The organism is Yimella lutea (assembly GCF_006715095.1).
Lineage (GTDB): Bacteria > Actinomycetota > Actinomycetes > Actinomycetales > Dermatophilaceae > Yimella > Yimella lutea.
Genome location: NZ_VFMO01000001.1, coordinates 1,349,339 through 1,362,582, shown reverse-complemented (window position 1 = coordinate 1,362,582; position 13,244 = coordinate 1,349,339). Strand labels below are relative to the sequence as shown.

The 13,244-nt window shown below is 67.4% G+C and carries 10 protein-coding genes and 1 tRNA gene; 3 read left to right on the top strand and 8 right to left on the bottom strand.

Annotation, left to right across the window (positions count from 1 at the left end; all coding sequences use genetic code 11):
* Positions 1-92: 92 nt before the first annotated feature.
* The 3 genes from prmC to rpmE form a co-directional block, all read right to left on the bottom strand.
* Positions 93-944, bottom strand: a complete 852-nt coding sequence (gene prmC, locus FB459_RS06470) for a peptide chain release factor N(5)-glutamine methyltransferase (protein ID WP_129624772.1) — start codon at positions 942-944, stop codon at positions 93-95.
* Positions 941-2,035, bottom strand: coding sequence for a peptide chain release factor 1 (gene prfA / locus FB459_RS06465; protein WP_129624771.1), 1,095 nt, complete (start codon positions 2,033-2,035; stop codon positions 941-943). The genes prmC and prfA overlap by 4 nt, the downstream gene beginning before the upstream one ends.
* Positions 2,036-2,133: 98 nt before the next feature.
* On the bottom strand, positions 2,134-2,346 hold the full coding sequence (rpmE, locus tag FB459_RS06460) for a 50S ribosomal protein L31 (RefSeq protein WP_129624770.1): 213 nt from the start codon (positions 2,344-2,346) through the stop codon (positions 2,134-2,136).
* Between the two features lie 249 nt (positions 2,347-2,595).
* Between rpmE and FB459_RS06455 the strand changes: the two genes are divergently transcribed.
* The gene (locus FB459_RS06455) at positions 2,596-4,464 is read left to right on the top strand and encodes an N-acetylmuramoyl-L-alanine amidase (protein WP_141927866.1); all 1,869 of its coding nucleotides are present in this window, start codon (positions 2,596-2,598) and stop codon (positions 4,462-4,464) included.
* 121 nt (positions 4,465-4,585) lie between these two features.
* On the opposite strand, the gene rho is transcribed toward FB459_RS06455, so the two are convergent.
* From rho to lysA, 5 genes are all read right to left on the bottom strand, one after another.
* Positions 4,586-6,688, bottom strand: a complete 2,103-nt coding sequence (gene rho / locus FB459_RS06450) for a transcription termination factor Rho (protein WP_141927865.1) — start codon at positions 6,686-6,688, stop codon at positions 4,586-4,588.
* 179 nt (positions 6,689-6,867) lie between these two features.
* Positions 6,868-7,797 (bottom strand): homoserine kinase, encoded by a 930-nt coding sequence (gene thrB, locus FB459_RS06445; RefSeq protein ID WP_129624767.1) that lies wholly within the window; start codon positions 7,795-7,797, stop codon positions 6,868-6,870.
* Positions 7,797-8,882 (bottom strand): threonine synthase, encoded by a 1,086-nt coding sequence (gene thrC, locus FB459_RS06440; protein WP_141927864.1) that lies wholly within the window; start codon positions 8,880-8,882, stop codon positions 7,797-7,799. The genes thrB and thrC overlap by 1 nt, the downstream gene beginning before the upstream one ends.
* A gap of 6 nt (positions 8,883-8,888) precedes the next feature.
* A complete protein-coding gene (locus FB459_RS06435; RefSeq protein WP_141927863.1) occupies positions 8,889-10,190 on the bottom strand; it encodes a homoserine dehydrogenase in 1,302 nt (433 codons plus the stop codon).
* Between the two features lie 4 nt (positions 10,191-10,194).
* The gene (lysA, locus tag FB459_RS06430) at positions 10,195-11,532 is read right to left on the bottom strand and encodes a diaminopimelate decarboxylase (RefSeq protein ID WP_141927862.1); all 1,338 of its coding nucleotides are present in this window, start codon (positions 11,530-11,532) and stop codon (positions 10,195-10,197) included.
* A gap of 356 nt (positions 11,533-11,888) precedes the next feature.
* Here lysA and FB459_RS06425 point away from each other — a divergent pair.
* Both FB459_RS06425 and FB459_RS06420 read left to right on the top strand, forming a co-directional pair.
* Positions 11,889-11,960, top strand: a tRNA-Arg gene (locus tag FB459_RS06425).
* 98 nt (positions 11,961-12,058) lie between these two features.
* Positions 12,059-13,237 carry a sensor histidine kinase gene (locus FB459_RS06420; protein ID WP_141927861.1) on the top strand — a complete coding sequence of 393 codons (1,179 nt, stop codon included), beginning with the start codon at positions 12,059-12,061 and terminating at the stop codon, positions 13,235-13,237.
* Positions 13,238-13,244: the final 7 nt, after the last annotated feature.

Genomic DNA, 13,244 nt, shown 5'->3' with positions numbered 1-13,244 from the left:
TGGTGCCTTCACTGCTGGCGACCCGCCGCCGCAAGACCACCGTCGTCGAACGCAACGTGGTGACCGACCGTCCGCTGGACGGTCGCTGAGGTTCACGCGGGCCGACGGGCCATCGCGAAACGGGGCCGACCGGTGAGGTCGGCCTCGTCCCTTGTCTCGACCCAGCCTCTGCGACTCAGCGCCCCTGGCAGCGAGTCACCCTGTGTCTCAGCATGTTCCATGATCAGGACGCCACCGGGACGCAACAGATCGAAGGCGCGATCCGCCACTTCCAAGGGGATGCGCAGCCCGTCGTGGCTGCCGCCGTACAGTGCGATCTCCGGGTCGTGATCACGCACTTCGGGATCGATCGGCACCATCCCCACCGGGATGTACGGCGGGTTGCTGAGCACCACGTCCACCTGGCCGAGCAGGTCCGGAAAGGCGTGTTGGGCAGGGCCGTTCACGATCTCCACATCGAGCGCGAGCCGGTCCCGGTTCGCGGCGGCCCATGCGTACGCGTGCTCGGAGAGCTCGATCGCGTGCACCGACAGGTCGGGGCGTTCCTGCTTGACCGCGAGCGGGATCGGCGCGGCGCCGGTGCACAGGTCGACCAGAACTCCGCCGTGCGGCGCGTGGGCCAGTCCGAGGTCGACGATGAGCTCCGTCTCCGGACGCGGCACGAAAACCCCTGGCCCGACACGGAGTTCGAGGTGGCGGAAATGAGCTCGACCGGTGAGGTGCTGCAAGGGCACACGCGCCGCCCTTTCGTCGACGAGCGCTTCGTAGCGAGTCGCCACCTCGTCGGGGAGCACGTCGCCCATCAGTGCAGCTCGACGAAGTTGCTCGCCGGTCTTGCCCCATGCATGCTCCAGCAGCAGGCACGCGTCAGCACTCGGCGACGCAATTCCGCTGCCGGCCAAGCGTTCTGCGGCGGCGCGCAGGATCGACCGCAGTTCGCTCACTCGCTGCTGCCCGCAGCCACGGCGGCCATCCGTGCCGCTTCGTCGGCCTGGACCGCGGAGTCGATCACCGCGGCGAGATCTCCGTCGAGCACGGAGTCCAGGTTGTACGACTTGTACCCGGTGCGGTGGTCGGCGATGCGATTCTCGGGGTAGTTGTAGGTGCGGATCCGCTCCGAACGATCCATGTTGCGTACCTGGGACTTGCGGGCCGCGGATGCCTCGGCGTCCTTCTTCTCCTGCTCCAGCTGGCGCAGCCGAGCCTTGAGCACGCGCATCGCGGACTCCTTGTTCTGCAACTGCGATTTCTCGTTCTGGCAGGACACGACGACACCGGTCGGCAGGTGGGTGATGCGGACCGCGGAGTCCGTGGTGTTGACCGACTGACCACCGGGACCGGAGCTGCGGTAGACGTCGATCTTCAGGTCATTCGGACCGAAGACGATCTCGTCGTCGTCACCCTCGTCCAGATCGGGCATCACCAGGACCCCCACGGCCGAGGTGTGGATGCGTCCCTGCGACTCGGTGGCCGGCACACGCTGGACACGGTGCACACCGCCCTCGTACTTCAGGCGCGCCCATGGCGCCGTACCCGGCTCCATGACGCCCTTCGCCTGGATCTGCAGCCGCACGTCGGTGTACCCGCCGAGATCGGACTCGGTGCCGTCGGTGACCGACGCTCGCCAGCCGGCCTGTTCGGCATAGCGCAGGTACATCCGCACCAGATCGGCCGCGAACAATGCGGCCTCGGCGCCGCCCGCCCCGGCCTTGACCTCGAGGATGACATCGCGGTCGTCGTCCTCGTCGCGCGGCAGCAGCAACGTGCGCAGCTTGGCCTCCGAGCGTTCGACCTGCTGGGTCAGAGCGGGTAGTTCCTCGGCGAAACCGGCGTCGTCGGCGGCGAGTTCCTGGGCCGTCTCCAGGTCGTCCTGCGCGGCCTGCCATGCATTGACGGCGGCGACGGTCGGCCCAAGGGCGGCGTACCGCTTGTTGACCTTGCGCATCAGGACCGGGTCGGCCAGCACCTCGGGATCGGTCATGCGACGTTCGAGTTCGGCGTGCTCGGCGACGATCGCCGCGGCGGAATCCAGCATGTGCGTCCTAGTTTCAGGTGCTCTCGGAGTGCTTCGGGGATGGGGTGAAACGCGAAACGCCGGTTCCGTCGAAGGACGGAACCGGCGAATCGAAGAAGCTACTTGGACTTGTTCCCGTAGCGCTGCTGGAAGCGGGCCACGCGACCACCGGTGTCGAGGATCTTCTGCTTACCGGTGTAGAACGGGTGGCAGTTGGAGCACACTTCGGCGCTGATGCGGCCGGACTCGGCGGTGCTGCGGGTGGTGAACGTGTTGCCGCAGGTGCAGGTGACCGTGGTCTCGGCGTAGTTCGGGTGAAGGTTCTTCTTCACGGCTTCTCCTAAGTCTTCAGGCTGTTTCCCGGGTCGTCGGGCGGGATGCGCGACGTGAACCGGGGCCAAGGGACAAGTCTGCCAGAGTAGGCGGACCTCCTCCAAAACGTCGGACTCGTGGTGTTCATTCCCGAAGCCCGGGCGGGGGCTTGATTTCGCCACGTACTGGGACAAGTTGGAAGTTTTACCCTCCCTTGACCAACGCGGTGCCATGGTGAGCACTTCCCCACCCCCCGCCCTGGAGGATCCATGTCATCCCTCTCCCGCCGTTCGTTCCTGTCCGCCACCGTCGTCGCAGGCGCCATCGCTGCCATGCCGAAGGCACTCGCCGTCGACGAGACCTCCGTCTTCGCCGATGCCGGCCGCGAGTTCGCCGTTCCGCCGGCCCTCCTCGCGGCGATCAGCTACGGACAGACCCGCTGGTCCGACCACGCCGGACGCCCCAGCCGCAGCCTCGGATACGGCCCCATGCATCTGGTCGACGGCGCGGCGGCCGCGCAGCAGCGCGCCGCCGAGGGCAAGGACGACAGCGCCGCGATCGACACCTTGGGCGCCGCGGCCGCAGCGTCCGGCATCTCCGCCGACACGCTCCGCACGGACGCCGCGAGCAACATCCGTGCCGCTGCAGCGCTGCTCGCCGCACGCCAGCGCGCGAACGGTGGCGTCGTCGGTGCATCCACCGATCCCTCGTCCTGGTACGAAGCCGTCGCCACGACGAGCGGCCTGAGTACCCCCGCCGCACAGGTGCAGTACGCCGACGACGTCCTGGCCGATCTGCGGTCCGGTATGTCGGTGAGCGTCGGGCGTACCCGCTACTCGGTGGGCGCTCAGCCCGTCGGCTCCCCCGGCAAGGGCCGTGACCGGGTGGTTGCCCGCGCCAAGTCCGGGCGACGCCCCACCGGTCCGGTCGATGCTCCGAACGGTCTCGGCGTCGAATGGGTGCCGGCGCCGTACGAGCTGTACGGACCGACCGAGGTCGACTACGGCAACCACGACCTGGCGTTCCGACCGCGCTCGCCGCAGCTCACGCATGTCGTCATTCACGACACCGAGTGCAGTTACGAAGTCGGCATCAAGCTGGTCACCGACCCGACGTACATGGCGTGGAACTACTCGATCCGTTCGTCCGACGGTCACATCGCCCAGCACCTGCAGACCAAGGACATCGGCTGGCACGCCGGCAACTGGTACATGAACATGCACTCGGTCGGGCTGGAGCACGAGGGCTTCGCCGCCCAGGGCTACAACTGGTACTCCGAGGTCATGTATCGCCGCAGCGCCCGGCTCACCCGGCACGTGTGCCGCACCTACGGCATCCCGATGGACCGCGCACACATCATCGGTCACGACCAGGTGCCCGCTCTGACAACCTCTCGGATCCGCGGCATGCACTGGGATCCGGGCCCCTTCTGGGACTGGGAGCGTTACTTCGAACTCATGGGTGCACCGCTGTCGAAGGGCACCGTGGGACGCGCACCGAAGACCGGCGACGTCGTCCGCATCCTGCCCGGGTTCGAGGACAACGTTCAGGTCGTGCAGGGTTGCAGCGGCGTCTGCGTCGAGGGCACCGACCACGGCACCAACTTCGTGCCGTTGCGGTCGGCCCCGGACGCGTCCGCGCCTCTGGTCGTCGACCCCGGCCTGAAGGCGAGCCCGTCGACCACGCAGGTCTCGGACATCGGCGCCCGCGCGGCCGCCGGCACCGAGTACGCGGTCGCCGAGGTGCGTGGCGACTGGACCGCGGTCTGGTACCTCGGCGCGATCGCGTGGTTCCACAACCCGGTCGACGCGCGCACTGCGCGCGTGGTCAAGGGCGGACGCACGGTGACACCGAAGGGTGCCACCGCACCGGTTTATGGATCGGCTTACCCGGAGGCCAGTGCCTACGCGAATCCCGCTGAGGCGCAGCCGATCTCACCGCTCATCTACACGATGAAGGCCGGGCAGACCTACGTGCTGTCCGACGACTCGGTGCCGACCGACTACTACAAGGCGAAGACGTTCTCGTTGGAGACCCCCGGCGACCACGTCAACACCGTGGGCCGCACGAAGTACTACCAGGTGAACCTCGGACACCGCGTCGCGTTCGTGCAGGCGGCCGACGTCGAGATCAGCTAGTTCATCCCCGAAAGTCCGCAGAACTCGCCGTCGACTCGCGAGTTCTGCGGACTTTCGCGAAGAAGCCCGGCCACCCCATGGGAGTGGCCGGGCTTTTTCGGCGCTGAGCCTGTGAACAGCCTCAGTCCTCGTCGTCGAGCTTGATGGACGAGGTCTGCTGCACCTGCATGAGGAACTCGACATTGCTCTTGGTCTTCTTCAGCCGGTCGAGCAGCAGTTCGATGCCCTGCTGCTGATCGAGTGCGGCCAGCACACGACGCAATTTCCACATGATCTTCAGCTCGTCCTGGCCGAGGAGGATCTCCTCGCGGCGCGTGCCGGAGTTGTTGATGTCGACCGCCGGGAAAATACGACGGTTGGCCAGCTGACGGTCGAGCTTGAGCTCCATGTTGCCGGTGCCCTTGAACTCCTCGAAGATGACCTCGTCCATCTTCGAGCCGGTCTCCACCAGCGCGGTGGCGAGGATGGTCAGCGAGCCGCCGTCCTCGATGTTGCGCGCGGCACCGAAGAACTTCTTCGGCGGGTAGAGCGCCGCGGAGTCGACACCACCGGACATGATGCGTCCGGACGCGGGTGCCGCCAGGTTGTAGGCACGGCCCAGCTTGGTGATCGAGTCGAGCAGCACGACGACGTCATGACCGAGCTCGACCAGACGCTTCGCCCGCTCGATGGCGAGCTCGGCGACGATCGTGTGGTCATCGGCCGGGCGGTCGAAGGTGGAGGCGATGACCTCACCCTTCACCGCACGCTGCATGTCGGTGACTTCCTCCGGACGCTCGTCGACCAGGACGACCATCAGGTGGCACTCGGGATTGTTGGTGGTGATCGCGTTCGCCAGCGACTGCATCACCATCGTCTTACCGGCCTTCGCCGGAGCGACGATCAGGCCACGCTGGCCCTTACCGATCGGCGCGACGAGGTCGATGATGCGGGTGGTGAGCTGATTCTGCGTGGTCTCCAGGCGCAGGCGTTCCTGCGGGTACAGCGGAGTAAGCTTGCCGAACTCGACACGCTGGCCGGCCTGCTCGGAGGTCATCCCGTTGATGGAGTCCAGACGCACGAGCGCGTTGAACTTCTGACGAGCCGGGATCTGCTCGCCCTCGCGCAGCGCACGCACCGCACCGACGACGGCGTCGCCCTTGCGCAGGTTGTTCTTCTTAACCATGCCGAGCGGCACGTACACGTCGTTCGGCCCCGGCAGGTAACCGCTGGTGCGCACGAACGCGTAGTTGTCGAGCACGTCCAGGATGCCGGCCACCGGCACCAGGACGTCGTCCTCGCGCACCTGGGTGTCGACGTCGCCGAACTCCTCGGCGCGGTTGCGGCCGCGCTTGCGGTCACGTCCGCGCTGACGGCGGCGGTTGCCGCCACGGTCGTCCCAGTCGTCGCGGTTGCCGCCGCCACCCTGGCCCTGCTGGTTGGACTGCTGCTTGGACTGCTGGTTCGACTGGTTGCCGCCCTGCTGGTTCTGGTTGTTGTTCTGGTTACCGCGGCGGTCGTTGCCGCCCTGGTTACGGTCCTGGTTACGGTCCTGGTTTCCGCGCTGGTTGCGGTTGCCACCGTCCTGGTTGTTGCCGCCCTGGTTGCGGTCGCCATCCTGGCGGTTGTCGCGGTTCTGGCCGCCGCCCCGGTTGTCCCCACGGCTCTCGCCACGGTTGTCGTCACCGCGGTTGTCCGAGCGATCGTCAGAGCGGTTGTCATCACGGTCCTGACGACGATCCGACTGACCCGCAGTGTTCTGCTCGCTGTCGTACCTGGTGTCGCGCTTGGAGTCGTGGTCAGCACCCTGCTGCGGGGCCTGCTCGTCCACGCCCTGGCGGGGCGCCCGGGCACGTCGGTTGCGGCGCTCACCCTGCTGGTCGCCCTGCTGGTCGCCCTGCTGACCGGACCGGTCGTCGCGGCCCTGCTCGGTGCGATCTTCGCGCGCGGACTCGAGCTTCGGCTCGGTCGCGGGCTGTGCAGCCGGCAACTCGGCCTGCTGCGGTGCCCCGGCCTGCGCCTTGGCGGCCCGCGGAGCTCGCTCAGCCGGCGCGGAGGGACCGTCCGAGGATCCGCCGCGGCTCTGGATCGCCGCGAGCAGGTCGCTCTTGCGCATCTTGGAAGTGCCGCTGATCCCCATCGAGCCGGCGAGTCGCTTCAACTCATCCAGCTTCAGCGTGCCCAGGGATCCGCGAGAGCCCGACGCGGCAGCTGCCGTCGTCGCCGACTCGGTGGTTTCAGTCACGAAGGTTCCTTCCCCCTCGTCAATCTCGATCTGACGATCGATCGGGGTTCTGCCTCGAAGAGGCTCTGTGTTGAACTCGGCTGCGCATCAGAGATCGATGTCGCAATCGCGAGAGTGAATACACCTGGGGCGTGCCGGAGATCCGGAACCTCACTCGGTGCGTTCACCAATCTACACGCTCACCGTGAGTTGTGTGACACGACCCGCACACCGTGCGTGGCGATTCCCGGACGCAGCAATATCCAGTCGTCGTTCGGCGCCGAGAGATCGCGCAGGGACTCGCCAACGCCGAGCACCAGCACGGTCGGCCCGGCACCGGAGATGAAGGCCGCGTGACCGTGACCGCGCAACGAATCGACCAGCGCCATGCTTGCGGGATAGGCCGGCCGCCGGTTCTCCTGGTGCAACCAGTCGGCCGTTGCCGGCAGCAGTCGACCGGGGTCCGTCGTCAATGCGTGCACCAGCAGCGCTGCACGGCCTGCGTTCCGGGCGGCGTCGGCCAGCGTCACCTGAGCCGGAAGCGCGGCACGCGCCTTGTCTGTGGAGAGCGTGAATCCGGGCACGAACACCGCGACGTCGACGTCCGGGTGCAGCCCGGGCCGAGCGGTGCGCCAGGCCTGATCCTGCTCGTCGAACCAGGACGAGGTGAACCCGCCGTACACACTCGCGGACGCGTTGTCGGGGTGGCCTTCGAGCGCACTCGCGACGTCGTTGACCAGTGTGATCGAGTCGTCGTCGAGTTCGCCGCGGACGAGTGCGCAAGCAGCTGCAACGCCCGCGACGATTGCCGAAGCGGACGAGCCGAGGCCCCTCGAGTGCGGAATCTCGTTGCGACACAACAATTTCAGACCGGCGGGAGGTTCGACCTCAAGGCGCTCCCAGAGTGCAAGCATGGACCGGTGGACCAGGTGACGATCGTCGAGCGGCACTTCACCCGCGCCGGCGCCTTCGACCTCGATGATCAGCCGGTCACCCTCGACGCTCGCTTCGACGACATCCCGGATCTCGATCCCCAGACCGAGCGAATCGAAGCCCGGCCCGAGGTTCGCCGAACTCGCCGGAACGTCCACCCGAACGTGACGTCCAGGCTCGATCACGTTGCGGCTCATCAGGATTCGAGGCCGAGCGCCCGCGCGACCGACACGACGTCGACCGATACGCGGGTGGGCTGCACATCGGAACCGTCCGCGGTCCGAAGCGCCCACTGCGGGTCCTTCAAGCCGTGGCCGGTGACCGTGCAGACGATGCGAGCACCGGGCGGGATCCGTCCGGCCTCGTGCATCTTCAGCAGTCCGGCGATGCTCGCGGCAGAGCCCGGCTCGACGAAGATGCTCTCGGTGCTGGAGAGCAAGCGGTGCGCGTGCAGGATCTCGTCGTCGCTGACCATGTCGATGACGCCGCCGGACTCATCGCGCGCGGCTTCGGCCTGCTTCCACGACGCCGGGTTACCGATGCGGATCGCTGTCGCGACGGTCTCGGGATCGTCGACCGGATAACCGCGCACGATCGGTGCTGCACCTTCGGCCTGGAACCCCCACATCATCGGTCGCTTGGTGGCGACGGGAGTGCCGTGCGCGGAATCGACGGCTTCGCTGTAGCCCTTCCAGTACGCCGTGATGTTGCCGGCGTTGCCGACCGGGAGCACGTGGATATCAGGGGCGTCGCCGAGCACATCGATGACCTCGAAGGACGCCGTCTTCTGACCCTCGATCCGGGCCGGATTGACCGAGTTGACGAGTTCGACGGGGTACGCCTCACCGAGCTTGCGGGCGACGCCGAGGCAATCGTCGAAGTTGCCGTCGACCTGCAGCAACGTGGCACCGTGCGCGATCGCCTGGGACAGCTTGCCCATCGCGATCTTGCCGTCGGGCACCAGCACCGCGCAGGTCATACCCGCCTTGGTCGCATACGCGGCCGCGGACGCACTGGTGTTGCCGGTCGAGGCGCACACGACGGCCTTCGCTCCGGCCTTGGCAGCCATCGAGATCGCCGTCGTCATCCCGCGGTCCTTGAACGAACCGGTGGGATTCATGCCCTCGTACTTGACCCAGACGTCCGCACCGGTGAGCTCAGTCAACCCTTCGGCGTGGATCAGCGGTGTGCCGCCCTCGCCGAGCGTGATGACGGGCGCGCCGTCGAGCATCGGCAGCCGGTCGGCGTACTCGCGGATGACCCCGCGCCACAGATGTGCCATATCGTCCTACTCCCCCTCGACGCGAAGCACCGAGCCGACCTCGCGTACGTCCTCGGATGCCTTGAGTCGCTCGACGACGTCGGCCAGGTCGGCCTCGCTCGAGCGGTGTGTGATCAGGTGCAAGGTCGCCAGACCGTCCTGCGAACGGCGCACTCCCTGCCGCATCGACTCGATTGAAACGCCTTGCTCGCCAATGGTTTTCGCGATGTTCGCCAGGACACCAGGCTTGTCCTCGACGTCCAGTCGGATGAAGTAGGCGGTCTTCGATGCGCCGATCGGCTCGATCGGCAGGTTCGCGTACGACAACTCACCGGGCCCGCGGCCGCCGGTCACCTTGTGACGGGCCGCCTGCACGACATCGCCGAGTACTGCGGAAGCGGTCGGGTCGCCGCCGGCACCCGGACCGTAGAACATCAGCTCACCGGCCATCTGGGTCTCGACGAAGACAGCATTGAACGCCTCGCGCACCGACGCGAGCGGGTGGCTGCGATCGATCAGCGTCGGATGCACCCGGACGTTCACAGCCTGCGAACCGCCCTTGTCGACCAGTTCGGCAATCGCGAGCAGCTTGATGACACAGCCGATCCGTCGGGCCGCGCGAATGTCGTCGGCGGTGACGCCCATGATCCCCTCGACGTGGACGTCGCAGGTGCGGACGCGGGTGTGGAACGCCAGCGAGGCCAGGATCGCAGCCTTCGCCTGGGCGTCGTGGCCCTCAACGTCGGCGGTCGGGTCGGCCTCGGCGTACCCGAGTTCCTGGGCCTCGGCGAGCACATCGGCGAGCTGTGCACCGGTGCGGTCCATCTTGTCCAGGATGAAGTTCGTGGTGCCGTTGACGATGCCCATCACGCGGTGGACGCTGTCCCCCGCGAGCGAAACGCGCAGCGGTCGGATCAGCGGGATCGCGCCTGCGACGGCGGCTTCGTAGTAGAGATCGACACCGTGTTCCTCGGCGAGCTCGTAGAGCTCGGCGCCGTGCTGGCCCAGCAACGCCTTGTTCGCGGTGATGACACTCGCACCCGACTCGATCGCCTTCTGCAGCAGCGATTTTGCCGGCTCCATGCCACCCATGAGCTCGATCACCAGGTCGGCCTCGGTCACCAACGTCTCGGCGTCGGTGGTGAACAAGGAGGCGTCCAGGCCGGTTTCGGAACGGTCCTTTCCGGTGTCGCGCACGGCGACCCCGACGATCTCCAACGGGCGACCCACTCGAGCAGCGAACTCGTCCTTCGCCTCCGACAACCGGCGGGCGACTGCTCCCCCGACGACTCCACAACCGAGCAGCGCGATCCGCACCGACTCCGACATCTGACTACTCACTCTCCAGCAACAACAGGTCCTCAATGGTCTCGCGGCGCACCCACGGCCGCGCACCCGCCTCATCGACCGCAATGACCGGCGGACGCGGCACGTGGTTATAGGTGCTCGCCAGCGAACGGCAGTAGGCGCCGGTCGCAGCCACCAGCACCAGGTCATCCGCGCGAATATCGCTCGGCAGCAACACATCTCGCACGACGATGTCGCCCGACTCGCAGTGTTTGCCGACCACCCGGCTCTGAGCAGTCGCTTCGGCATGCCGGCCGGCGATCTCGCAGTGGTACTCGGCGTCGTAGAGCACCGGACGTGCGTTGTCGCTCATGCCACCGTCGACCGCGACGTAGGTGCGGGTGAGTTGGTCGTCGACGACGACCTGCTTCACGGTGCCGACCGTGTACAGCGTCATACCGGCCGGACCGATGATCGACCGGCCCGGCTCGATCGAGATACGCGGAACCTCGGTTCCGGCTGCGACACAAGCTTTCTGGACGATGGAAGCCAATTGGTCGGCCATGACCGACGGCGCGAGCGGAACATCACTCGGCAGGTAGGCGATGCCGAACCCGCCGCCGAGGTCGAGTTCGGGAAGCGTGACGCCGTGCTCCTTCGCGACCGCTAGCTGCAGCCCGATCAGCCTTTCGGCGGCAACCGCGAAACCGTCCGACTCGAAGATCTGGGAGCCGATGTGGGAGTGGAAACCGAGCAGTCGGAGCTCGTCACGTGCCAGAACTTTCCGGACCGCCTCGGCCACTTGGCCTTCGATGCTGAACCCGAACTTCTGGTCCTCGTGAGCGGTGGCGATGAACTCGTGGGTGTGGGCTTCGACGCCGGTCTTCACCCGCAGCATCACCTTCGCAATCACGCCGATTCGGGCGGCCGCGTCCGCGACCCGTTCGATCTCCTCGAAGGAATCGACGACGATGCGTCCGACGCCGTACGCCAGGGCTGCGTCGATCTCGTGCACCGACTTGTTGTTGCCGTGCACGCCGATCAACTCGCCGGGCACTCCTGCCCGGACCGCGACCGCGAGTTCGCCGCCGCTGCACACGTCCAGTCGCAGACCTTCCACGTGCACCAACTTCGCCATGGCGACCGAGAGGAACGCCTTGCCGGCGTAGTACACGTCGCATTCGGTGCCGATGCCGCGGAAGGCTCGGGCGAACTCGTCCCGGTACTCCCGAGCGCGCGAGCGCGCGTCATCGACATCGACGAGGTAGGCGGGTGTGCCGAAGTCTCGAGCGAGGTCACGGACGTCGCGTCCGGCGACGGCGAACGACCCGTCCTGGGTGCGGGTGGTGTTGCGGGAGAAGACCGGAGTCTGAGCTGCGTTCATCGGCGCCAACGCTACCGATGGGCGCAGCCGGCTCGCGGGATCACTCAGAAAGTGGACGGTGCGAACCGACCGGGCAATTGCGTTGGGCCGCGATCGTCATCGACCGCTACGCCGGCCAATGACATCGGATCCGTCAAGCAGCCGAGGCGTTCTTGTAATGGTGACAGGTCCGCGATCAACCGGACCATGCCCTCGGGCAGGTTCATCCAGGTCAATGATTCGTGTGGCCGGACGGCGTCTTCCGTGTCGTCCAAGACCTCACCACCGAACATCGCCATGATTCGCCGCCGGCTCTCTTCGGAACGGCACCGATGCGAGGGATTCTCGTTGCTGCTGATACGGTTGGCGGCTGCTGGGCCCCCTTAGCTCAGGGGATAGAGCACCGCCCTCCGGAGGCGGGAGCGCAGGTTCGAATCCTGCAGGGGGCGCTTTCTCGAACGGCCACCGACTGCGCCGCAGGCGGTGGCCGTTCGCATGTCGCGGGGATATCCGCCCTCGGACGCTGCTCGGCGCCTACGCTCGCCGAATGACCAGCCCGGAGCCCGTGACGATCGTCCTCGCGATCGGTGCTGCGCTGGTGATCCTGTTGCTGTGGCAGGTGCTGCGCCGCCGCAATCTGCAACGAGGTTTCGTCAGTGAACGCGACCGGGCGACGTACGAAACCCTGCACACGGCGTCCCTCGCCGGACGGCACCTCGGTGACGGACTCGACCAGGAGACGGCCCGACGGGCACTCCCTCACCTGCGCGAACTCCTGGCCACGCCCGCCCTCGCGCTCACCGGCAGCCGAGAGGTCCTGGCGTGGGACGGTGTCGGCGACCACCACCGGGCCGAGGTGCACGAAGCCGCGGCCGAGCACCTCGGTGACGGCAAGGTCGCGGTCATCACGACCCTCGACTGCGACGACCCGGACTGTCCGGTGCGAACGGCGGTTCTGGCCCCGATCCGGGTGCGCGACACCGTCGTCGGGCAGTTGGTCGCGTGCGGCGAACAGCCGAGCGCCGGGCTGGCCCGGGCCACCGAGGAGGTCGCCGGCTGGATCGCGACCCAGGTCGAGCTCGCCGACCTCTCGGCCGACCGCACCCGCGCCATGGAAGCCGAACTGCGGGCCCTCCGGGCCCAGATCAGCCCCCACTTCATCTACAACAGCCTCGGCGCGATCGCCTCGTTCGTGCGCACCGACCCCGACCGCGCCCGCGAACTGCTGCTGGAGTTCGCCGACTTCACCCGCTACGCCCTGCGCCAGGGCGGCGCGACCGCCACGCTCGCCGAGGAGATGCGCAACGTCGAGCGCTACCTCGTGCTCGAACAAGCTCGCTTCGGCGAGCGCCTGCAACTGCGGATGAAGGTCGCGCCCGAGGTGCTCGCGGTCCGTGTGCCCTACCTGGCCATCCAACCGCTGGTCGAGAACGCCGTCCGGCACGGCCTGGCCCCGAAGGCGGGCACCGGCACGGTCACGCTCACCGTTCGGGACATCGGGCCTGAAGCAGAGATCAGCGTCGAGGACGACGGTGTCGGAGCCGAACCCGAACGCATCAGGCAGGTGCTCGACGGGCACGGGCGCAGCGGGTCGGTCGGACTGGGCAACGTCGACGCGCGCCTGCGACAGACCTACGGGGACGACCATGGCCTCGTCATCGAGACAGCTCGCGGCTCAGGCATGAAGGTGAGTTTCAGGGTGCCCAAATTCGCGCCCGAGGCCTAGGTTTACC